Origin of the sequence: Streptomyces sp. NPDC048254 (assembly GCF_043201895.1) — a bacterium.
Taxonomy (GTDB): domain Bacteria; phylum Actinomycetota; class Actinomycetes; order Streptomycetales; family Streptomycetaceae; genus Streptomyces.
Genome location: NZ_JBICZJ010000025.1, coordinates 56,239 through 76,848, shown reverse-complemented (window position 1 = coordinate 76,848; position 20,610 = coordinate 56,239). Strand labels below are relative to the sequence as shown.

Sequence of the window (20,610 nt, the reverse complement as noted above, 5' to 3'; positions counted from 1 at the left end):
TGCTGACGGCCTACAAGAAGACCGGATCACCAGCTGTGTCGGGCGACGACCCTGACGGAACGCCGACCGGCCGTGCTTGTCGCCCTGTGCGCCGCAACCGTCGACGCCGTAGAAGCCCTCACCCTCACGATCGCCGCCCAACAGCACCACCACCATCACGCGGCCCCACACCGCACGAGGCATCCGCGAAAATAGCGGGCCGGTCACCAGGGTCACCTCATCACACCAGCCCCGCGGGCGGACAGGCATGCCGCGAGGCTACCGGCGTCGCTTGATCAGTCACGCGGGCCTCGCGTGAGCTGGTCGGGCACGCCGCCTGCCTAGGGCTACATCTTGTGCACCTCGACTGAGAAGCCGCGGGCGAGGAGGCTGTTGAGGTGTTCGGCATGCGCGCCGAGCCATTGCTCGGTAGGGATGCCGGGGGTGCTGATCCCGAGGAGTACGTAGTCGTCGGCGTCGGCGGTGCTCTGGCCGCAGATGCAGCACAGGAGGCGCCGGAACATGGTGTCGGCGGGGCTTTTGGCGCTGGGCATGAGCGGCAGAGTAATGACCGTTGGCCGCTCGGCGTGGGGATTTTCACCGGCGGTGCCGCCGTCATGGCCCCTTCGGCGCTTCGCGATTGACGCCCCCACAGGCCAGTAGCTGTGTCGCGTCCGCATTGCGGAACAGGGTGAAGGCGACGGACCGGCTTGTGATGCACCTGGTGTGCACCGGCTCGTCGCCGTGCCCTGCGGATCTCAATGGCGTTGACGGACCCGGTCGAGGAGGCGGGACTCCGGGACAGCCAACTGCCGGCCGGAGACTGTGCCATCAGGCCGCCGCAGGCAGTCGCGGTGGCTGCGGCACGTCTTCTCCACGGCCGTCGACAGATTCTGGAGGAGGTGCCGGCGATCTGCCACTTCCAGCGCGTCGGGGACTCGGCGCCAGGGTTCTCACGGAGCCAGTCGGCGACCGTGGCGGTTTCCCTGTCAGGCAATACGTCCACCGGCCTGGAGGTCTCGGTGTCGACGACTACCGTTCCACGGGTCCGTCCCTTACGGAACGCGAACTCGTCGATACCGGGAATCCGCGCCGCACGCGCCGGCATGGACGGGGCGATCAACTGCCCCAACAGCGCGGTCCGCCCACCGCAGAGCCGCAGCTTCATTCGGTGCTGTCGAAATTCCCGAACCGTTCGACTCTTTCTTCACGCCTGGGTGAAGGCCAGGACGACGTTGTGGCCGCCGAAGCCGAAGGAGTGGCTGACGGCTGTGCGTACGTGCTGGGGGCGGGGCTGTTTGGTGACGCAGTCGATATCGAACTCGGGAGCGGGCGCCTGGAGATTGGCGATCGGCGGGACCCGTCGGTGCTGGATGGTCAGGACCGTGAGGGCCGCCTCGATCGCACCGGCGGCACCGAGTGTGTGGCCGAGTACGCCCTTGTTGGCAGTGACGCTGGGTCGGTGTGGCAGGGCACGGGCGATCAGTGTGGCTTCGGTGGCGTCGTTGAGTGGGGTGGACGTGCCGTGGGCGTTGACGTGGTCCACGTCGCCGGGGGCGAGGCCTGCTTCGTGAAGAGCGGTGTGCAGGGCCGCTTCAGCACCGTGGGCGCCCTGCGCCGGGGTGGTGGGGTGGTGGGCGTCGGAGGTACTACCGCATCCGGTGAGCAAAGCGCGGGGCCGGGCTTTTCGGGCGGCTGCGTCCGCTGCGCGTTCGAGGATCAGGATGCCGGCGCCCTCTGCCATCACGAAGCCGTCGCGGTCGGCGGCGAAGGGGCGGGATGCCCCGGCGGCGAGGTCGGTCCGCCCGGACAGGGCACCCATGCGCCAGAAACCGACCGTGGACATTCGACTGATCGCGGCTTCGGTGCCGCCCGCCACGGCGACGTCGCAGAGGTCGGCCGCGAGCAGGTCACGAGCCAGCGCGATCGCGGTGGCTCCGGAGGCGCAGGCGGTGGCCGGCGCGAGGCTGACGCCGTGGGCGTGCAGGTCGATGGAAACCTCACCGGCGGCGAGGTTCGGAATGATCAAGGGGATGGTCAGGGGCGACACGCGTTCGGGGCCGTGCTGGTCCAGCCGCGCGTACTGTTCTTCCCACTTCTCGGTCCCGCCCATGCCGCAGCCGACGACTGTGGCCACGCGAGAGCCTTGCCAGGTCGTCGGATCCAGACCCGCGTCGCGCACCGCCTCTCGGGCGGCGAGGACGGCGAGTTTGGCGAACCGGCCCATGCGCCAGGACTTGCGGCCGACGGCGCGGTCGATGTCCTCCTCACTGCTGGGGAGCCGGCAGGAGAAGTCGACGGGCAGGCCGTCCAGGACCGGGTCGTGCGCGGCGAGGGACTGCCCCGCACAGACCGCGTTCCACGTGGCTTCGGCTCCCTTGCCTCCCGCGGTGACCAGGCCGAGCCCGGTGACGGCGATCGGCGGCTTCGTGGGGGTCATCGAGGGGACGCCGTGGCTGCGCGCAGCTCATCGAGGTGGGCGGTGACTTCGGCGAGGGTCGTGGTCCGGGAGGCGCGCTCGCTGTCAGGTTTCACGTCGAGGCGTTCTTCGAGGACCAGGACGAATTCGGCCAGTGCGAGGGAGTCCAGGTCGAGCTGTTCCAGCGTGAGGTCCGGGGACAGCTCGTCTTCGGGGATCCGGAAGGTGGAGGTGAGGACAGCCCGGACGTGGTCGTAGGTGTCGGTGGTGTCGTTCATGCGGCGTCCTTGCGTGGTCGTTGTGGTGAGGGGGGATGCATCGTCAAGCTGCGTCGGGGTGCCACTCCATGAGGAGCATTCCGGCGGAAGCTCCGCTGGCGAGACCGAGGAAGGCCACCAGGTCGCCGGGCTGGAGCCGGTTTTCCTGGGATGCCTCGACGAGTTGCAGGGGGAGGCTCGCAGTGGCGACGTTGCCGTAGCGGGGGAAGGTGGCGATGGTCTTGTCCTGGGCGAGGCCGGTGGACTCCACCATGGCGTGGGTGAAGGGAACGGATGCCTGATGCAGGCAGACGAGATCCAGATCGTCTGGGTTGTGGCCCCACTCGGCCAGTTTGGCGATGCAGAACTTCTCCATCCCCGTGAAGGAGGCGGCCAGGGCTTCGGAGTCGAAGCGGACGAAGGGCGGCTGCGCGTCTGGTGAGAAGTACGGGTTGGTCACCGTCGCGGCCCGCCAGCCGGCCGAGTTGGTGCACCAACGGACACCCAGCAGCCCGGGGCGGTTGCTTGCCTCAACCAGCACAGCGGCACCAAGGTCGCCGAGAGTGAGAGCGGGCAGCAGCAAGGCGAGTTCGTCGCGGTCACGTGCCGGGAGGCGGGAGAGCGTGCTGCCCCGTTCCCCGGTGACGATGAGCACCCGGGAGTAACAGCCGGTTCCGATAAGCGCGTCGGCGATCTCCAGGGCGTTGAGGAAGCCGTTGCAGGCGTTCTGGACGTCGAAGACCGGTGCCGCGATGCCGAGCTTGTCGGCCACGACATGGGCGGTGGCGGGTTCCTCCAGGTCCTCGCTCGCGGACGCGAAGATGAGCAGGTCCACGGCTTCGGAACTCAGGCCGCACTCGTCGAGGAGGCTGCGGCCGGCTGCCGCGGCCAGGTCGGAGGGCCAGGTGCCGGCCGGCGCGACGCGGCGCTCCTGGAACCCGTACATCTGCCGCAGCAGTCCTGGCAGCAGGCGGACGCCGGGGTTTCGGGAGCGGATGTCGTCCTCGATCTCCTTGCCGGTCTGCCGGTGTTCGGGCACGTGGACTGCGACTCGGCGGATCGCGCTGTGGCGGGGCTTGGTCATGGAAGTCATGTCGTCTCCTCGGCCCTGGCCGCAGTCGTCGTCGGGCGCCACCGGCGGCGGCAGGAGAGATCAGTGAACTGACACCAGGCGACACACCGCAAACGGGTGCCGGTGCCGATTCACCCCTGGGAGTGATCATGGTCAGGGACTTCATCCCTAGGAGTTACGCAGGTCACGGCATCCGTCCAGGGACGCCGACAATGCTGCGGTGTCACTGCCCAAGGCCGTATCCGCCTATCCCGACTACGACTTCGCCCCCCACTGGTTCGCGCATGGTGGTGTGCGTCAGCACTACCTGGACGAAGGGGCGGGTACGCCGCTGCTCATGCTGCACGGCAACCCCAGCTGGAGCTACATGTGGCGGCACCTGGTGCGCGACCTGCGCGAGAGTCACCGTTGCATCGTGCCCGACCACATCGGCATGGGCCTGTCCGACCGCCCCCGACCGCCCGCATACACCTACACCGCCGCCAGCCGCCTGGCAGACCTGGACCGCCTGGTGCGGTACCTGGTGACCGAACGCGGCCTGCCGGACCGGGGCTGGACCCTGGTCGGGCACGACTGGGGCGGCATCATCGGCATGGCCTGGGCACGCCGCCACCCAGAATGGCTCTCCCGCATCGTCATGCTCAACTCGGCGGCCTTCCCCGTGCCGGCCGGCCACCGGCTGCCGTGGTATCTGCGCCTGATCCGCAGCGGAGGCCGCCTTCCGGCGTGGTTCGTGCACCGCACCAACGCCTTCGCACTGGCCGCCTCCCGCCTTGGAGTGACGTCCCCGCTGCCCGCGCCGGTACGCCGTGCCTACGTGGCGCCCTATCGCGGCGAGCATCGGCGTCTGGCGGTGCTCCGTTTCATCCAGGACATTCCACTGACTCCCGCCGACCCGGCGTGGCCGCTGGTCGACGTGGGCCCCGTCGAAGCACCGGAGATGACCGCCCTGCCCATGCTGGTGTGCTGGGGCGGCCGGGACCCCGTCTTCGATCACCGCTTCCTCGCCGAGTGGCGGCGCCGCTTCCCCTCGGCCGAGGTGAAGCTGCTTCCACGCGCCGGGCACTTCGTCCAGGAGGATGCCCGCGACGAGGTCATCGCCTGTGTCCGGGAGTTCCTCGCCCGCCAACCGAAAGGGCGGAGCTGACCCCATGCCCGACTCCGCACCCGCCCTGGCCGGCCCGCAGGTGGGGCTGCTCGGACAGCTGTCGCACTGGCGGCGTTCCCAGCCCGGCGCTGTCGCACTCGACACCTTCCACGGCCGGCACCGCGAACGCGTCACGTACGCCGGCCTGTACACCCGATGCCTGCGCACCGCGGACGCGCTGGCCGCCGCCGGCATCGGGCCGGGCACGCGCGCGGTGGTGATGACCCGCCGCCCACGGGACCTGCTCACCACGGTGTACGCATTGTCCGCGCTCAGCGCCTGCGCTGTGCTGATCGACCCCGGCCTGCCCCGCCAGGCGCTGCGCCAGTGCCTGCGCGAGGCCGACCCCCAGGCCTTTGTCGGTGAGCCGCTCGCCCACGTGGCACGCGTGCTGCGCGGCTGGGTCCCCGGTGTCCGCACGGTGATCTCCACCGGCTCCGGGCCGTGGCCCACGATCACGGCCCTCGCCCGTACGGCACCACGCGCGTCGCTGGCGGCCACTGACGACAGCACGGCTCTGATCGCCTACACGTCGGGCTCCACCGGCACACCGAAAGGCGTCGTCTACACCAACGAGCAGTTGGTGCGGCAATGCGGCGCCACCTCGGACCTGCTCGGCGCCCGGCCGCGCACCGCCATGCTCGTCGGCTTCCTGCCCTTCGCCCTGGGCGGCCCGGCACTCGGCGTCACCGTCGTCATCCCGCGGATGGACTTCCGCAGGCCGGCCCGGGCCCGCCGCGACGACCTGCTCCAGGCGGTGGCACGCTCGAACGCGACTTCCCTGCTCGGCTCCCCGGCACTCATGTCCGTCCTGGCCGCGGACGGCCGCGCCGAACCGGCCCTCGCCGGCGTAGGGTCGGTCGCCACCTTCGGCGCACCGCTGGAGTACGACCTGCTGGACCGCCTCACCACCGCGCTGCCCGACGAGGCCGTGATCCGCACCGTCTACGGCGCCACCGAGAGCCTGCCGGTGTGCGCGGCCGACGGCGAGACCCTGCGCGCCGTGCGCGCCACATCCGAACGCGGCGGCGGCCGCTGTGTGGGCCGCCCGCATCCGTCGCTGCACGTGGAGATCATCCCGGCCGGGGCCGGACCGATCGCCCACTGGGCCGATGTCGCGCCGCCACCCGCCCACGCCATCGGAGAGATCGCGGTCCGCGGCCCTTCGGTCAGCCAGACCTACTTCGGCCGCCCGCACGCCGACGCCCAGGCCAAGATCCCCGACGACGGGTACCTCTGGCACCGCACCGGCGACCTCGGCCGTACCGACGCTGAAGGCAACCTCTGGTACTGCGGACGCAAGGCCCATGTCGTACCCAGCGCCAACGGCCCCCTGTACACCGAGTGCGTCGAGCCGGCCTGCAACACAGTCGCCGCAGTTCGCCGCACCGCCCTGGTCGACGCCGGCGACGGTCGGCACCCCCGGCCCACGTTGTGCGTGGAAACCGACGGCCCACGACGTGGCGCCGAACGGACCCGCATCGCCAGGGACCTGCGCCGGACTCTCGCCGGGCTGGAAGGCGGCGATCAGATCCGCACGATCGTCTTCCACCCCGGGTTCCCGGTCGACATCCGGCACAACTCGAAGATCGAGCGAGGCGCGCTCGCCCAGTGGGCACACCAACGCCTGACAGCGAACCCCCGTACCGCACACGCCATGGAGGATCGCGTATGAAGGTCCTCGTCACCGGCGGCAGCGGGTTCCTCGGTGCGGAGATCTGCCGACGCCTGATGGCCCGCGGCCACGAGGTACGTTCCCTGCAACGCGGCCGCCGCGCGCTGCCGCCGAACGGGGCCGAGACCGTGCTGGGCGACATCCGCGACACCGCGGCGGTCGCGGACGCCGTACGCGGCTGTGAGGCCGTCGTGCACACCGCCGCGCTGGCCGACGTATGGGGGCCGCGACGCGAATTCGCGTCCGTCAACATCGCGGGAACCGCAGCCGTGATCGACGCCTGTCGGCGGCATGGGGTGCCCCGGCTGGTCAACTGCTCCAGCGCCAGCGTGGTGTTCGCCGGACGAGACCTGGAGGAGGCCGACGAGTCCACCCCCTACCCCAGGCGGTTCCTCGCCCCCTACCCCTGGTCCAAGACCCGGGCGGAGCAACTGGTCCTGGCCGCCAACCGCTCCCCGCTGGCTACCGTGTCGCTGCGCCCCCACCTGATCTGGGGCGAGGGAGACCCCCACCTGCTGCCCGGCCTGCACGCCGCGATCAGGCAGGGCAGACTGCTGCTCCCGGGAACCGGCGCCAACCACGTGGACACCGTCCACGTCACCGACGCCGCCGACGCCCACGTGCTCGCCGTGGAGAAGCTCACCGCGAACTCCCCCCTGGCCGGGTCGACTTACTTCATCACTCAGGGCCTTCCCTGCACCCTCGCCGCCACCGTCCGCGGCCTGCTGGCACACCACGGCATCACCGCGGAGATCCGCTCGGTATCCGCGACGGCCGCGCGCGCAGCCGCCACACTCCTCGAACTGACGGCCAAGGCAACGCGCAGTCGACACCGCCCCCTGCTGACGCGCTTCCTGGCGGCCGAACTCACACGCGCCCACTGGTTCGACATCTCCGCGGCTCGCCGCGACCTCGACTACACGCCCACCGCCCACTCTTGGCAGAGCCACGAGTCGTCGCCGGGCTCCGGGCGGCCGAGTTCTTTGAGCCATCCAACAGCGACAAGAACCACAGGGTCCACCGATCTTACGAATGACCAGCTCAACCCCCCGCTTGGAAGATAGAACAAGCGAAGAGGTACGGGCGAGCGCCCCCATGCACTTGCGGGGCGTCCGTACGGTCGGGGGCATGGAGCCGACGTTCTCCTCCAGCGGGGCTGAGAGTGCTGGTTTTCTCCTGCTCGGCGGTCAGGATGGCTGGACCTGCTCGAAGAGGGCGAGGGCTTCGGCGGGGTCCGGGCTCACGAGGCGTTCCAGACCGGCCGTCGTGATCTTCGCCCACTTGCCGGCCCGCGCCCACATCCGTTCCTCGAAGGCGCGGACGGTCTCGTCCAGATCTCCAGGGACGGTGGCGATGGACTCGGCGAGTTCGGCGCCTTCCAGCATCGCGAGGTTCGCGCCCACCCCCAGTGGGGGCATCAGATGGGCGGCGTCGCCCAGAAGCGTCACCCCGGGGACGTGGGTCCAGGTGTGGGACACGGGCAGGACGTAGAAGGGGCGGTGGACGAAAGCGGTGCCGTGGCGGAGGAGGTCGAGAACGGGAGCGGCCCAGCCGTCGAACAGAGCCAGCAGGCTCGATCGCACGGCCTCGACGTCGGCCAGATCCAGGTTCGCGTGCCAGTCCAGCGGCGCGCGGAATTTGGTGTACACCTTCACGTGGCCGCCGCTGTTGCGTTGGGCGACGAGGCTTCGGTTCACGCCGTACACAGCCACGGAACCGTCGCCGATCAACCGGGCGAGGTCAGGGTGGCGGGTGTCGACGTCGTCGAGGGAGGTCTCGATCGAGGTGACGCCGGTGTAGTGCGGCGTCACCGACGAGACTGCCGGGCGGACCCGGGACCAGGCGCCGTCCGCGCCGACCACGAGGTCGAACGTCTCCTGTCGCCCGTCCGCGAAATGGACCTGTACGCCATCCCGGGTCCCCGGCGCCACCTGCGTCACGCCCCGGCCCCACTGGACATCGAGAGGGCCGAGCAGCAGGTCACGGAGATGCCCGCGGTCGATCTCGGGATTGGCCCGGTCATCTGGACTGGGTCGCCAGTCACGCAGGACGGTCCCGTCCGTGTCCACGATGCGCATGGCCTGCCCCTCGGGACGGGACAGCGCCTGGTACTCCGCCAGCAGGCCCGCCTTGTCCAGTGCGAGCTGGCCCATCCCTTCGTGCAGGTCCAGCGTGCCGCCTGGAGGGCGGGCGTCAGGGGAGGGATCGCGTTCGAGGACGGTGACGGGGTGACCATGGCGGTGCAGGACGCGGGCGAAGGTGAGGCCGGCAGGACCGCCCCCGACGACTGCGATGCGATGTCTCATGTCGATACACTGTATTTCTTCGTTACGATGCATCGCAAGGGTACGGTGTCACCATGACTGTGTGGGACCGGCCGGAGCCGCCGACTCAACCCGTGCCGCTCGACCGGGAGGGGATCGTCGCCGCCGCCATCGCGCTGGCCGACGAGGGCGGGCTGGAGGCGGTGTCCTTGCGCAAGATCGCCGCCCGCCTGGACGCCGGCCCGATGCGGCTGTACAGATACATCTCCACCAAGGAGGAGTTGTTCGACCTCATGGTGGACGAGGTGCACGCCGAGATTCTCCCCGCGGCGCAGCCCGGTGACTGGCGGGAGGCGCTCCGCACCCTCGCCCACCTCACCAGGCAGGCCGCTCTCCGTCACGCATGGATGGCCGACCTGCTCGGCGGCCGCCCAACTCTGGGTCCGAACGGCCTCGCCGTGACCGAGGCCAGGCTGGCCGCTCTCGACGGCCTCGCCGACATCGACACCGTCATGCGCGCGGTGGAGACTGTCAGCGCCTACGTCACCGGCGCGATCAGGCGCGAGATCGCGAACCTGCGGGCCGAGCGCGCCACGGGCCTGTCCAAGCGCGACTGGCAGCGCGCCGCCGGCCCGCATGTGACGAGAATGCTGGCCACGGGCCGCTTCCCGGCGCTGGCCAAGGCCGTGTACGACGGCACGGACGTGGACGCCGAGACATCATTCGCGACCGGCCTGGACTGGGTCCTCGATGCCGTGGCCGCCAAACTCACCCGGCCCCCGGCGTGACACTCGGCTTCTGCCGAATGTGAGCGAGGCCGGGGTCGGTGTCCACGGGCCACGCCGGCTTGCGCCGCCACCACTCGCTGATGCTGCCATCGGGACGCCGACAGCGTCCGACGCCGAGGGCGGCACCGCCAGCTGCAGCCCCGAGGCCATCGAGATCGACGACAACTCCGGCTCCCCCCTCTACGCCGCCGACGAGCGCGACACCCTGCCCGCCGAGGCGGTCGCCGCCGCGCTCGGCTGCGGCAACCCCACCGCCACAGCCGACCTGCGCGAAGGCGAGCGCGTCCTGGACCTCGGCGCCGACGGCGGCATCGGTGTCCTGCTCACCGCCCGTCGAAGGGGTGCCGGTGCGGCGAAAGCGGGGCTGTCGAAACCGATCTACCTGATGCCCCGTCCTGAACAGCAAGGTCAAGCAGACGGGAAACCATGGTGGAGCAGAAGGTGGCAGTGACCCGATGGACGCGACGCCGATCCGGGCCGCGGGCTGCGGGCCGGAGCACGAAGCGGGATCCACGGGGCCGGCCGGCCTGGACAGAGGGACGGGTCCCCGCCGTGCTCGCGTTGCTGACGGCCGGGCTCATGGCCTTCCACCGGAAGGTCCCCAACTCCGCGGGCCACCTGGGCAGTCTGCTGGAAGCGTTCCTTCCATGGCTCGGTCTGGTGGTCGTGGTGCTGCTCGTCCTGGCACTGCTGCGCCGTTCAGCAACCGCGCTGGTGGCGCTGCTGCTGCCGGTGGCCACCTGGACGCACCTCTTCGGCGGGATGCTCCTGCCCGGGGCGGAGCCTGGCCCGCACGATCTGGTCGTGGTGCAGCACAACGTCAGCGACGAGAACACCGACCCGGCGGGCACGGCCCGCGCCCTGGCTGACACCGGGCCCGATCTCATCGCGCTGGAGGAACTGGTGCCCCCGGCGCTGGCGGTGTACGCGCAGACCCTCGCCCCGGACTACCCGTACCGCGCCGTCCGGGGCACCGTCGGACTCTGGTCGAAGTACCCACTGACCGGTGACCGGCTCGTGGACATCAAACCCCAGGGGATCGCGGATGTCTGGAGCCGCGGGCTGCGGACCGTGGTCCACACACCGCACGGCGATATCGCGGTGTACGTCGCGCACCTGCCCTCGGTCCGCGTCCGGGCGAGCGGCCTTGCATCCTCCCAGCGGGACGAGAGCGCCGGCCTGCTGGGCAAGGCCATCGCCGCCGAGGACCTGAAAACGGTCCTCCTGCTCGGCGATCTCAACGGCACCGTCGACGACCGTGGGCTGACCCCGCTGACCTCACGGATGAACACAGCACAGCGAGGCTTCGCCTTCAGCTTCCCCGCCGCCTTCCCCACCGCCCGTATCGACCAGGTCATGGCCCGCTCGGCAGCCGTCCGCCAGATCCGTACCTTGCCGCGCACCGGCAGCGACCACCTGCCGGTCACCGCTCGGCTCACACTGGGCTGAAGGAGCGATCCCGAGGACAACCAGCCCGCCCAGGCCACAACGCCCGCACTTCGGCTCACCCGTGCAGGTCAGGGTTCTCCCCCGACCGCAGGAACGCCAGAACGGCCTTCGTGAACTCCACCGGCTCGGATTTGTGGATCAAGTGCCCGACCGGAATGGTGACGACCCGCCCGTGAGGAAGACGACGGGCCATCTCGACGATGCCCTCCTGGGGCACGTGACTGCGTGGCCCGCCAGCCACGACAAGGGTCTCGGCGGTGATCCTGTCGAGGCGCTCCAGCCATCCCGCATCCGGCGTGTCGATCTGCCGTCTGACGGCCGGCACCATGTCCCAGTCGAACATCAGCTTCCCGTCCGGCCTGCTCGGAGTGGTCGGTTTCCGAGGGCGTGGGATCGGAACGTCCTCCAGGACGAGCCGGTCCACACGCTGCGGACAATCCTCAGCAAGCAGATAGGCAACGACCCCTCCCATCGAGTGCCCCACCAGATCCACCCGGTCAAGTGCCAGTGCATCCAGAAAACCGAGCACGTCGTCCCGCATGAGCTGCAGCGAGTACTTCCCCGGCCAGTCACTGCGGCCGTGACCGCGAAGATCGAGAGCATAGACACGCCAACTGCGGGCGAAGACAGCTGCCACGATGTCCCAGTCAGTGGCATCCTCGCCCAGCGCGTGCAACATGACGAGCGGCGGAGCGTCCGGCGGTCCGGACACCTGATAGGCCAGCCGGACGCCTCCGACGTCAACCGCGTGATGATCAGCCATCCCGGGAAAATACCGGGGCGCCCGCGCACCAGAAGCACCGTTCACCGACAGCCGAACCGAACCGACCACGGCCGGCAACGGCGACAACAGCTCCGCCTTCGTGACGACTGTCGCGCTTCGACTCACGCGGCCCGCCCCCGACTTTCCAGGCGACGGCGGGTCAGAGGTCGAACTCCAGGTACTCGATGTCGGTGAGGCGGACCTCCTCCAGCTGACCGGCCCGGCGGCCGCTGTCCTGGAAGTACACCTCCTTGAGCGCTTCGGCCGCGATCCGCTGGAGCTCCTGCTCGCCGGCACCCTGCTCCTGGGCGTCGAAGAGGCGGGCGGCGTACTGCGGCGGCAGCGCTACCGTCAGGTGCCGGATCCGGTCCTCGTCCGTCGTCCCGATCGGCGCGGTGTAGCCGATCCGGGCGCGGGTGTCGATGACGATGCCGCCGGTGCTCGCCGCCCTCTGCCGCGCCTTCGCGCGGATCTGCGGCTGCCACCGCTTCTTCACCTCGGCCTCCAGGCGCGCGGCGAGGTCCGGACGCGGCTTCTTGATCTGGTCCTTCACGTACCGCTCGACGGTGCGCTGGGAGATCCGCAGCATCTGGGCGACCGCCCGGGTGCCCTTGAGCTGCCTGACCAGGTACCGCATCTGCGCGCCCGCACTCTTGGGCGCAGGGCGGGTGAACGCCTTGTGCACCACGGCATCCAGGCCATCCCCGAACACGCTCATCGCGCTCTACCTACTCCCCGGTGTCCTGCTCGGTGATGGTGCCGTCCTTGATGTAGCGGGCGAGGTTGAGGTCCGGGGCGTCGAACTGCTCGCGGACACCCTCGCCCCACAGCACGCTCTGGGTACCCTCCCACTTCACCAGGCCCGGGTTCACCCCGAGCCTGAAGCCGCCCGGCAGCGGCTTGCCGTCCCGGTAGGGCAGGAAGTCCAGCGGCGACGGTCCGTCGGACGCGTAGACGGCGCAGTCCGAGAGAACCGCGACCGGGTACTGCCCGGTGAAGGCAGCGTGCTTGACGATCTTGCGGTGCATGTTGACCCGGGTCCGGGAGATGACGGCGGCGCGGATGTCCGGGCGCCACGTCGGCCGGGCAAGGGCCCGCCACGGCTGCCCCGGCTTCCAACCCTCCCCGCGCGGGCGCTCACGCAGCTTGCCCAGGCCGCCCTTCACGGTCGCCTTGACCGAGGACACCACGATCGCCAGCTGAGGGTCACGCTGCCGGTAGCCGTCCATCGCCGCGAGGAACTCCTCCGGCGCAAGGTCGGCGCCCACCCCGAGGTCGGCCATCGTGGCCAGGTAGGCGTCACGCAGCCGGTTGTACCAGCCGTCCAGGTAGCGGCCGTTGTCGTAGCGCACGTATGCCTCGATCGGCGCGATGTCGTAGCCGAGTTCCACCGCGTACGCCACCGTCGGCGTCGCATACCAGGCCGGTCCTCCGGGGCGCTCGCCCTTCGGGGTGAACGGCGACGGCAGCAGCCCGGCATCCAGCTCCGCCCACCTGTCCTTGGCCACCTTCACGCGGGACAGGTCGACGTGGGACAGGTCGACCAGCCAGGAACCGGGCAGTTTCGGATCGAAGACGGGATTCTTGACGTGCGTCGGCGCCCCGAGGCCGACCGTGAGGCCGTTCGCACCGGCGGCGAAGGCCATGTTCACGTCGATGCCCACCAGGTGGGGGCGAAGGCATTCGCCGTCAGTGAGCGGGCGCGCCCAGTCGTAGGCCTCCTCCACGAGAACCTCCGCCGGGGTACGGCGGTGGAAACGCGGCAGGCCGGCGAGGAGCGGGTGCCCGTCGGGGGCCTCGCACGGCGCGCAGTCCACCGGGTCCTTGCCCAGCGAGCCGGGGTTGTGCTCGGAGTGCCGCTTGCCGTCGGCGTCGGGCCCGGAGGCGCGGGTCGGCGGGTGCAGGGCGGTCATCAGCTCCAGGCCCGTGACGGCGGTGGAGCCGCGCGGCGTCATCACCCGGGCCGCATAGGTGCCCAGGAGCCGCGCGAGGTCGGCCGGCGGAAGCTGGGCGGCGTCGGCCCAGTGACGGGTGTCGAGCGCGTTCCACGACGGGATGCACAGCTGCACGCAGTTGCGCTCCGAGCCCTGCGCCGGGCGGTAGATCCGCGCCCACGGCCCGAACCCACGCTTCGTCAACTGCCAGTTGGCTCGGGCCAGTTGCTTGATGACCTTGTGCTCCTCGACGTACCCGAACCGACGGTCACCGAGCCAGGCCCGATGGGTGACGCCGCCGCCGGCGAGAACTGCGAGGGCGCTCTTCCCCAGCCGGATCCGCGTCCGACGGACCCGCGCCCAGGGCCGCAACCACCCGCGCGATCGCTTCCAACGAGGCGTTCACCGGCTAGTCCAAGACCTCTGCCGATCCGCGGCTCTAGGCGGCGATCGTCGACCGGCTCACCTTCAACACCACCCCCGTCGAAACCGGCACCGAGTCCTACCGCCTGGCCCGCGGCACATTTACCTCCCGTACCTCCCGACCGTCCAGCATGCCCTGCCTATACACCCAGGCTGGTCCCCATCCCTGAGCCACTACGGGGTCTGACCGTGCAGCACCTGCGCCCAGACCAAGCCGCGCTCCAGGGCCGCTTCACGACGCCTGATCTTCGCGAATCATCCCCAGAATGGGGCCCGTTGGAGTCGGCCGGGGGGCCACATGGAAGCTCTGGCCCACTTCATGTGATCGCGTACACAGGGTGACTGTTGATCTGCGCCTAACGGTGGTCTCAGTGGTCGTAGGCGGCCAGTGCGCTCATGACCGGCCGGCCGCGTATGGACCTGGCTCCACTCGTCAGGCCCTCTTGGAATCGATCATCTAGGCTGGCGCGGTGACTGATGAGCAGGAGCGGGTGCAGCCGTCGGGAGTGTGGGCCACGGCGGTGGGGGTGGCCAGGGTGCGGGCGCTGGAGAGCGAGCGGGAGAACGCGCTGTTCCGCGACCCGCTGGCACAGGCCTTCGCCACCGCCGGCGGCCTGGGGCCCTCCTCGCCGCCGCCGCTGCCCGGTGACGAGGCCGCGCGACGCCGCCGGCTGGGCGTGGCGTTCTCCATCGTCATCAGGACGAAGTTCCTCGACGACCTGTTGGAGCAGGCCTCCGCGTCCGGGGTCCGGCAGGTCGTGCTGCTCGGCGCCGGCATGGACAGCCGGGCCTTCCGGATGAACTGGCCCGAGGGCACCCGACTGTTCGAGGTCGACACCGCCACGCCACTGGACTTCAAGGCTTCGGTGCTGCGCCAGGAGCGGGCCGTCGCACGCTGCGAGCGGATCACCGTCGCGGTGGACCTGCGTGAGGACTGGCCAGGCGCACTGGCCGCCGCAGGGCACGACCCGGAAATGCCGACCGCGTGGATCGCCGAAGGACTGCTGATCTATCTGCCCGAGGACGCGGTGGAGCTGCTGCTGGCCCGGATCAGCGCGCAGTCGGCGGCAGGCAGTCGGATGGGGCTGACGTTGGGCTCGCGCGGCGTGATCGAGCGCTTCAGCGCGGACGCCGTGCCGGGATCGGCGGCGTCCATGTGGGTATCGGAGATGCCCGACGACCCGGTGGGCTGGCTGGCCGGGCACGGCTGGGAGGCCGGCAGCCACACCCTGCGCGAGCGTGCTGCCGCCTACGGCCGCCCGATCAGCACCCCGCCGCAGCACGACGAGGGGCCCGGCGGTCTGATCTCGGCGGTCCGCCGGTAGAGCGCCTCCCGGCTCCCTGGACGATCGATTCCAACGGGGCCTGATGAGTGGAGCCCAGGTCCATGCGCGGCCAGCCGGTCATGCGCGCACTGACCGCCTACGACCACTTGAGCTCGCCCGAAAATCGCCTGGCTGGATGGTGGTGTGGTCAACACTCCTTCGCCGTGAACGAAGTGCTGCGGCAGTTGAACGAGCTGCAGTTTTCCTCGGTCAAGGGCGCGTTGGTGGTATCGGTCGAGGTGATCGACACGGTCGTCCGGGTCGAGGCCCGTACGGCCGCAGGACGGGCGGCCTGTCCGGGGGCGGGTGCTGGTCGCTGCTGGTCGGGGCGAATACACGGCTCCTGCCTGCGATTTCCTCGCGATTTGCCGACGGCGGGCAAGGTCGGCGTGGTCTCGTTGCGGGTGAGGAGGTTCTGCGAGGAGGAATCCTGCGAGCGCATGACCTTCGCCGAGCAAGTACCCGGTCTCACCCGCAGGTTCGGGCGACGGACCGAGCGGCTGCGGTCGATGCCGGTGTCGGTCGGTCTTGCGCTCGCGGGCCGGGCCGGCGCCCGGACGACGGAATCCTTCAAGGTTCCGGCCGGCCGGAACACCCTGTTGAGGCTGATCGCCTCGCTTCCGGCCCCCGCCACCGACGTACCCCGCGTGGTCGGCGTGGACGAGTACGCCCAGCGCAAGGGCCGTGTCTACGGAACCGTGCTCGTCGACGTCGAGACACGTCGCCCGGTCGGCCCCCTTCCCGATCGGGAGGCGGACACGCTCGCGGCCTGGCTCGCCGAGCGGCCCGGCATCGAGAGCGTCTGCCGTGACCGGGCGCCCTACTTCGCCGAAGGTGCCACCCGCGGCGCCCCGCAGGCCCTCCAGGTCGCCGACCGATGGCATCTCTGACACAACCTGGGCGAAGCCGCCGAGAAGTGCGTCTACGGGCACCGTGGCTGCTCGCGTCCCACGCCGGCCCAGCCGGAGGAACCGCAGGAGGAGGCGGAGCCGGCTGCGTCGCCCTGGTGTCGGCGTACTCGGTGAAGTGCTCAGTCGGGTGCAGATGAACGTGCTCAGTTGTCAAAGGCTGCGACTGACGCCCGACCGGCGCTGATCAAGCCCTTTGCGAGGCTGGGCTCGTTCTGCCTATCGTTCGATTCGGCGTCACGGTGGACGCTCAACAGGGCAGTGTCTAAGGCACGAGGGAGTGACCGTCGTGGGTGTATTCGTCCGGATCAGGGGGTGGTTGGAGTGCGACGATCGGCAGCTTGCCCGGGTCAAGGAGATCGTCAGCTCCGAAGACCCCGATCGGACGTATAGCGGAGGCTGGGGCTTCCCGGCGCGGCAGTACAACTGCACCAACTGGGTTTTCTTCGGCGCTGACATACGCGAGCAGTCCGTTGACTGGTTTCTGGAACAACTGCGTCTCGTAGCGCGGATTCCTGCCTCCGATGATGACAACGACCTGGTCACCGGCCTCTTCCTCGTCAGCCACGAAGTCGAGGGCATGAGTGAGTGGCAGGTCCGCGATGGGGGTGTAGCGATCGGAAGCGCAAACGGGGAGTACCAGTACCTCGACGAGTGAAGCCACCAACCCATGGGCTGCGCAGACTCAGGCAGTCAGGCCGCGTTGGTGTCGCGTTCGATGGCGGCGAGCCGATTCTTGAGCCGGTAGCTGGGGCCGTTGAGGCAGATCACGTCGCCGTTGTGGCGGAGGCGGTCGAGGATCGCAGCGGCGAGGACTTCGTCGCCGAAGACCTGGCCCCACTCGCTGAAGGTCTTGTTCGAGGTCAGGATCATCGGCCCCTTTTCGTAGCGCTTGGAGATCACCTGGGAGACCTGGTTGGCCTCGGCTGGAGAAGTCGTAGTCGTCGAGTGTCTTGTGGTGCGGCAGTTTCGAGGTCCGCAGGCCCTGACGGAGACGGCGGTCTTCGCGGACGGCGAGTTCATCGGCCAGGACCAGGTCGATGAGGTCGGGGTAGCCCGTCTTGGCCTCATCAGCCCGCTGGACATACTGGCTCAGGGCTTCGGCCAGGTGGGGTGAGGTGGGCCGAGCTTGACGGCCGTGGTGGGATGCGGTTGCCGGTCAACTGACTCAACGGGGGTCCGCCGGTGGCGGCTTGATGGTGAAGGGACGGGTTCCGGTCAGCTCGCCATAGACCGACAACGGTCGGCGGCCAACCTCGACGCGGGTGGCAGCCGTCCGGTTCAGCAGAGCCATCAGCGGCTCGGTCTCGGCGCACAGGGTGTCCCGATGACAGGGCTGGGGTGGGACATCGCCCGTCTGGCGTGCGACACCAGCCGCTGGATCGCCCGTCTGGTCGCCTCCAGTGTCCCTCCACGGCACTCGGGACCAAACCGGCAGACACAGGGGCCGGCGAAAGGATCGGGTTCCGCCGCCCGACACCGACGTGGCCTCTCGACTATGACGTCGATAGGGTCAGGTGACCGGCGGACCGTCCAGGCAGGCCGGACGCACGCCCTCACCTGCGGAGACATGGTGTCGATGCATCTGCATCCAGGCGAGATCGAAGCCGCCGGCTGGCGGGTGGTGACCATGCTCGACGCCGTACGGCAGTTGCGCGAGGCCTCACCCGACGTCACCGGACGTCCGCGGGTGATCGCGATCGACGGCCGGGGCGGCGCCGGCAAGACGACCTTGGCCGAGCGGCTACGCAAGGTGGTGCCCAACTCCGCCCTCGTGCACACCGACGACATCGCCTGGAACCACGCCTACTTCGACTGGGGCGCCGTGCTCGTCGAGAACATCCTGCGACCCCTGCACCGGGGGGAGGCGGTGGACTTCCGCCCGGCGGCCTGGATCACCCACGCCCGGCCTGGATCGATCACCGTCCCCGCCGGTGCCGACTTCATCTGGGTCGAGGGCACCGGCGTCATCCGCGAAGAGCTCGCCCCGTGGTGGGACGCCTCGGTGTGGATGCAGGGTGACCTCGATGAGCAGGAGCGCCTGTCGGCCGTCCGCGACGGTGACTCCCCCGGGCAGCAGGAGCACGTGGCGAACTGGCTGCTGGAAGAACTGCCGTTCATGCTGCGAGAACAGCCGTGGGCCCGAGCCACCGTGATCGTCGCCGGCCCTCCGCAGACCGACCACAACCCGGACACCGAGATCGTCGTCGCGCCGCCGACCAGCCCTTGGGTCAGCCGCCCCGGTTCCCCATAGACCCCCTGTGGCAGCAGCACATCTCACGCCCGCGAAGCCATTGCGATCGTGCTCGACAACTTCTCCCCGCACCTGACTACCAAGAAGGACACCCGGGTCGGCGACCGGGCCAAGGCCACCCACGTCGAACGCACCTGCACACCGACCAACAGCTCCTGGCTGAACCGCGTCGAGGCCCCGTTCACCGGCTTGCGCTACTTCACGCTGGACGGCACCGACCAGGCCGGCCACAAGGACCGGAGCAGCATGATCCGCCGCTACGTCATCTGGCGGAACAAGCACACCGCCGATATTCGCTTGCACGCCATCGTCACTCGCGCCAACGTCGCCTGACACCTGACGAAGGCAGAGAAGATGACCACGCAGACCCACCCCGTCGACCACGAACTCATCCAGGCCGCAGCGCACGTCGCGCACACTCGCTGTCGGGGCGACAACCACACCATGGCTGCCGCGGCCCGTGCCCGGGACGGACGGATCGTCACCGCGGTGAACGCCTACCACTTCACCGGAGGACCCTGCGCCGAACTGGTCCTCATCGGCGCGGCAGCCACCCAGGGCGCCTACGACCTGGTCACGATCGTCGCCGTGGGCGACCGCGACCGAGGGGTTGTCCCCCCGTGCGGCCGCTGCCGGCAGGTCCTTCTCGACTACTTCCCCGCCCTCAGGGTCATCGTCGGCGAAGACGAACGCATCCGAACCGTCCTCATCACCGACTTGCTCCCCGAAAGCTACATCTGGGCCGACCACCAACTCGACGCCGAGTAACCGCGCCACTCAGCGCAAGCTGGAACCGCCGGCCGACAACAGGGCGGACTTTGCCTGATGCGGCACTGGCTGCGAAACCCACGCTGCTTGCCTTCCAGCGTCTTGGCGTGGCTCTGCCGGGTCAGCTGTCGGCGGGCTTGCGGGGGGATTTGGTGCTCTCGCATGCGGCGACCGGGCATGGAAGGGGAGTGTCCGCCTCTGGGAAGGTACCGCTCTGCGTACTTCGCCCTCAGCAGTAACATCACCCAAGCCGTGCGCCGGCTCGCGGGCCCGGCCCTTTCAGCCCCCTGCCGCTGACAGCCGAGACCACCAGGTCCATCTGAAGGCAGACGGCAGCGGATTCGCAAGAACCGATCATCGCGCCACCGCCCGCTGGTCGATGCAGCCCCGTATCCGCCGTGAACCGGCCAACACCCCCGGAGACTTGGGGCCGGTGGACACTCCTCTGCTGTGACTGAGCAACTCGCTTGCCACCAGGGCCCGCGGCAGCGGGCCTGGATGGAGGTCTTCTCGTCCGCGGAGATCACGTACTCGTCCTCGCCCAGCGGGACGCCGTTCCAGGCGCGGGCGTACAGGTCCATGATGCGGCCGGCCTTGGCGCCAAAGTCCGGGTCGCGGAGGAAGAACCACGACTGGTACTGCCAGGGCTTGAGGGCGTCGTCGGCGAGCCACCGCCGCAGGGTGGAGGCGGAGACGGGTCCGGTGATGGCCCGGGCGGCCACCTCGCGGGCCAGTTCCGGACATGACCAGCGCGATAACGGAGTACTGGTTTTGGCGGGCAGCTGGCAAGCCAGCGCTTTGACCTCAGCGACCTGCAGCGGGGTGAACACCGGCGGGCGTCCGCTGCGTTTGCGGTCGGACAGGCCACCCAGGTCGTGCTCGGCGAACCGGCCCCGCAAACGGCGCACGGTGTCCAGACGCAGCCCCGTCTCACAGACGATGCGCGCATTGGAGCGCCCCCGTGCCGCGTTCAGGACAATCTGCGCGCGCATGCGCAGCCGGTGCTCGGTCTTCTGGTTGTAGGCCATCGTCTTCAGCCGCTTGCGCGCGGCGGCGGTCAAGACAGTCGGGCGGGCCGGGGCAACGGGCATCAGGCGACGGCCGATCGACAGAAGTGGACCGCGACTGCCCACATCCTGCCGTCCCCTGTCCCCCGTCCCACTGCCCGTCAGGCAGGACGGCCGC

At 69.8% G+C, this 20,610-nt stretch carries 18 protein-coding genes and 6 pseudogenes; 13 read left to right on the top strand and 11 right to left on the bottom strand.

Annotation, left to right across the window (positions count from 1 at the left end):
* Positions 1-326 precede the first annotated feature (326 nt).
* The 5 genes and pseudogenes from ACGFZQ_RS45380 to ACGFZQ_RS45360 form a co-directional block, all read right to left on the bottom strand.
* Positions 327-533 carry a hypothetical protein gene (locus tag ACGFZQ_RS45380; protein ID WP_393845480.1) on the bottom strand — a complete coding sequence of 69 codons (207 nt, stop codon included), beginning with the start codon at positions 531-533 and terminating at the stop codon, positions 327-329.
* 407 nt (positions 534-940) lie between these two features.
* Positions 941-1,087, bottom strand: a pseudogene (locus ACGFZQ_RS45375) (transposase); the annotation flags it as partial.
* 99 nt (positions 1,088-1,186) lie between these two features.
* Positions 1,187-2,419, bottom strand: a complete 1,233-nt coding sequence (locus ACGFZQ_RS45370; RefSeq protein WP_393845409.1) for a beta-ketoacyl-[acyl-carrier-protein] synthase family protein — start codon at positions 2,417-2,419, stop codon at positions 1,187-1,189.
* Positions 2,416-2,676 carry an acyl carrier protein gene (locus ACGFZQ_RS45365; RefSeq protein WP_393845408.1) on the bottom strand — a complete coding sequence of 87 codons (261 nt, stop codon included), beginning with the start codon at positions 2,674-2,676 and terminating at the stop codon, positions 2,416-2,418. The genes ACGFZQ_RS45370 and ACGFZQ_RS45365 overlap by 4 nt, the downstream gene beginning before the upstream one ends.
* Positions 2,677-2,719: 43 nt before the next feature.
* Positions 2,720-3,748 carry a 3-oxoacyl-ACP synthase III family protein gene (locus ACGFZQ_RS45360; RefSeq protein WP_393845407.1) on the bottom strand — a complete coding sequence of 343 codons (1,029 nt, stop codon included), beginning with the start codon at positions 3,746-3,748 and terminating at the stop codon, positions 2,720-2,722.
* Positions 3,749-3,947: 199 nt separating this feature from the next.
* Between ACGFZQ_RS45360 and ACGFZQ_RS45355 the strand changes: the two genes are divergently transcribed.
* The 3 genes from ACGFZQ_RS45355 to ACGFZQ_RS45345 are packed head-to-tail and all read left to right on the top strand — an operon-like array spanning position 3,948 to position 7,613.
* A complete protein-coding gene (locus tag ACGFZQ_RS45355) occupies positions 3,948-4,874 on the top strand; it encodes an alpha/beta fold hydrolase (RefSeq protein WP_393845406.1) in 927 nt (308 codons plus the stop codon).
* A 4-nt stretch (positions 4,875-4,878) separates the two neighbouring features.
* On the top strand, positions 4,879-6,549 hold the full coding sequence (locus ACGFZQ_RS45350) for an AMP-binding protein (RefSeq protein WP_393845405.1): 1,671 nt from the start codon (positions 4,879-4,881) through the stop codon (positions 6,547-6,549).
* Positions 6,546-7,613: an NAD-dependent epimerase/dehydratase family protein gene (locus tag ACGFZQ_RS45345; protein WP_393845404.1), complete on the top strand. Its 1,068-nt coding sequence runs from the start codon at positions 6,546-6,548 to the stop codon at positions 7,611-7,613. The genes ACGFZQ_RS45350 and ACGFZQ_RS45345 overlap by 4 nt, the downstream gene beginning before the upstream one ends.
* A 123-nt stretch (positions 7,614-7,736) precedes the next feature.
* On the opposite strand, the gene ACGFZQ_RS45340 is transcribed toward ACGFZQ_RS45345, so the two are convergent.
* Positions 7,737-8,855 (bottom strand): FAD-dependent oxidoreductase, encoded by a 1,119-nt coding sequence (locus tag ACGFZQ_RS45340; RefSeq protein WP_393845403.1) that lies wholly within the window; start codon positions 8,853-8,855, stop codon positions 7,737-7,739.
* Positions 8,856-8,908: 53 nt separating this feature from the next.
* Between ACGFZQ_RS45340 and ACGFZQ_RS45335 the strand changes: the two genes are divergently transcribed.
* The 3 genes and pseudogenes from ACGFZQ_RS45335 (at position 8,909) to ACGFZQ_RS45325 (ending at position 11,050) form a co-directional block, all read left to right on the top strand.
* Positions 8,909-9,601, top strand: a complete 693-nt coding sequence (locus ACGFZQ_RS45335; RefSeq protein WP_393845402.1) for a TetR/AcrR family transcriptional regulator — start codon at positions 8,909-8,911, stop codon at positions 9,599-9,601.
* Positions 9,602-9,716: 115 nt separating this feature from the next.
* Positions 9,717-9,968: pseudogene (locus ACGFZQ_RS45330) on the top strand (arsenite S-adenosylmethyltransferase); the annotation flags it as partial.
* A gap of 212 nt (positions 9,969-10,180) precedes the next feature.
* Positions 10,181-11,050 (top strand): endonuclease/exonuclease/phosphatase family protein, encoded by an 870-nt coding sequence (locus ACGFZQ_RS45325; protein ID WP_393845475.1) that lies wholly within the window; start codon positions 10,181-10,183, stop codon positions 11,048-11,050.
* Positions 11,051-11,105: 55 nt separating this feature from the next.
* Here ACGFZQ_RS45325 and ACGFZQ_RS45320 read toward each other — a convergent pair whose 3' ends face one another.
* From ACGFZQ_RS45320 to tap, 3 genes and pseudogenes are all read right to left on the bottom strand, one after another.
* Positions 11,106-11,813 (bottom strand): alpha/beta fold hydrolase, encoded by a 708-nt coding sequence (locus ACGFZQ_RS45320; protein WP_393845401.1) that lies wholly within the window; start codon positions 11,811-11,813, stop codon positions 11,106-11,108.
* A 160-nt stretch (positions 11,814-11,973) separates the two neighbouring features.
* Positions 11,974-12,531, bottom strand: coding sequence for a telomere-protecting terminal protein Tpg (gene tpg, locus ACGFZQ_RS45315; RefSeq protein ID WP_393845400.1), 558 nt, complete (start codon positions 12,529-12,531; stop codon positions 11,974-11,976).
* A 10-nt stretch (positions 12,532-12,541) separates the two neighbouring features.
* Positions 12,542-13,996: pseudogene (gene tap, locus ACGFZQ_RS45310) on the bottom strand (telomere-associated protein Tap); the annotation flags it as partial.
* 131 nt (positions 13,997-14,127) lie between these two features.
* Between tap and ACGFZQ_RS45305 the strand changes: the two are divergent.
* From ACGFZQ_RS45305 to ACGFZQ_RS45290, 4 genes and pseudogenes are all read left to right on the top strand, one after another.
* Positions 14,128-14,340, top strand: a pseudogene (locus ACGFZQ_RS45305) (hypothetical protein); the annotation flags it as partial.
* 300 nt (positions 14,341-14,640) lie between these two features.
* Positions 14,641-15,495, top strand: coding sequence for a class I SAM-dependent methyltransferase (locus ACGFZQ_RS45300; protein WP_393845399.1), 855 nt, complete (start codon positions 14,641-14,643; stop codon positions 15,493-15,495).
* Positions 15,496-15,659: 164 nt separating this feature from the next.
* Positions 15,660-16,385, top strand: coding sequence for a transposase (locus tag ACGFZQ_RS45295; protein ID WP_393845398.1), 726 nt, complete (start codon positions 15,660-15,662; stop codon positions 16,383-16,385).
* Between the two features lie 307 nt (positions 16,386-16,692).
* A complete protein-coding gene (locus ACGFZQ_RS45290; RefSeq protein WP_393845397.1) occupies positions 16,693-17,061 on the top strand; it encodes a hypothetical protein in 369 nt (122 codons plus the stop codon).
* A gap of 35 nt (positions 17,062-17,096) precedes the next feature.
* Here ACGFZQ_RS45290 and ACGFZQ_RS45285 read toward each other — a convergent pair.
* Positions 17,097-17,575: pseudogene (locus tag ACGFZQ_RS45285) on the bottom strand (ATP-binding protein).
* Between the two features lie 407 nt (positions 17,576-17,982).
* Here ACGFZQ_RS45285 and ACGFZQ_RS45280 point away from each other — a divergent pair.
* From ACGFZQ_RS45280 to ACGFZQ_RS45270, 3 genes and pseudogenes are all read left to right on the top strand, one after another.
* On the top strand, positions 17,983-18,657 hold the full coding sequence (locus ACGFZQ_RS45280) for a uridine kinase (protein ID WP_393845396.1): 675 nt from the start codon (positions 17,983-17,985) through the stop codon (positions 18,655-18,657).
* A gap of 39 nt (positions 18,658-18,696) precedes the next feature.
* Positions 18,697-18,990: pseudogene (locus tag ACGFZQ_RS45275) on the top strand (IS630 family transposase); the annotation flags it as partial.
* Between the two features lie 21 nt (positions 18,991-19,011).
* The gene (locus ACGFZQ_RS45270; RefSeq protein ID WP_393845395.1) at positions 19,012-19,425 is read left to right on the top strand and encodes a cytidine deaminase family protein; all 414 of its coding nucleotides are present in this window, start codon (positions 19,012-19,014) and stop codon (positions 19,423-19,425) included.
* Here ACGFZQ_RS45270 and ACGFZQ_RS45265 read toward each other — a convergent pair.
* Complete coding sequence (locus ACGFZQ_RS45265; protein WP_393845394.1) at positions 19,389-20,486, bottom strand: helix-turn-helix domain-containing protein; 1,098 nt, start codon at positions 20,484-20,486, stop codon at positions 19,389-19,391. The genes ACGFZQ_RS45270 and ACGFZQ_RS45265 overlap by 37 nt on opposite strands.
* Positions 20,487-20,610 lie beyond the last annotated feature (124 nt).

Bases quoted from the DNA above. Each gene is read 5' to 3' on its own strand.
- ACGFZQ_RS45380 (WP_393845480.1), bottom strand. From the start codon at position 533: ATGCCCAGCGCCAAAAGCCCCGCCGACACCATGTTCCGGCGCCTCCTG.
- ACGFZQ_RS45370 (WP_393845409.1), bottom strand. From the start codon at position 2,419: ATGACCCCCACGAAGCCGCCGATCGCCGTCACCGGGCTCGGCCTGGTC.
- ACGFZQ_RS45365 (WP_393845408.1), bottom strand. From the start codon at position 2,676: ATGAACGACACCACCGACACCTACGACCACGTCCGGGCTGTCCTCACC.
- ACGFZQ_RS45360 (WP_393845407.1), bottom strand. From the start codon at position 3,748: ATGACTTCCATGACCAAGCCCCGCCACAGCGCGATCCGCCGAGTCGCA.
- ACGFZQ_RS45350 (WP_393845405.1), top strand. From the start codon at position 4,879: ATGCCCGACTCCGCACCCGCCCTGGCCGGCCCGCAGGTGGGGCTGCTC.
- ACGFZQ_RS45345 (WP_393845404.1), top strand. From the start codon at position 6,546: ATGAAGGTCCTCGTCACCGGCGGCAGCGGGTTCCTCGGTGCGGAGATC.
- ACGFZQ_RS45340 (WP_393845403.1), bottom strand. From the start codon at position 8,855: ATGAGACATCGCATCGCAGTCGTCGGGGGCGGTCCTGCCGGCCTCACC.
- ACGFZQ_RS45335 (WP_393845402.1), top strand. From the start codon at position 8,909: ATGACTGTGTGGGACCGGCCGGAGCCGCCGACTCAACCCGTGCCGCTC.
- ACGFZQ_RS45325 (WP_393845475.1), top strand. From the start codon at position 10,181: ATGGCCTTCCACCGGAAGGTCCCCAACTCCGCGGGCCACCTGGGCAGT.
- ACGFZQ_RS45320 (WP_393845401.1), bottom strand. From the start codon at position 11,813: ATGGCTGATCATCACGCGGTTGACGTCGGAGGCGTCCGGCTGGCCTAT.
- tpg (WP_393845400.1), bottom strand. From the start codon at position 12,531: ATGAGCGTGTTCGGGGATGGCCTGGATGCCGTGGTGCACAAGGCGTTC.
- ACGFZQ_RS45280 (WP_393845396.1), top strand. From the start codon at position 17,983: ATGCATCTGCATCCAGGCGAGATCGAAGCCGCCGGCTGGCGGGTGGTG.
- ACGFZQ_RS45270 (WP_393845395.1), top strand. From the start codon at position 19,012: ATGACCACGCAGACCCACCCCGTCGACCACGAACTCATCCAGGCCGCA.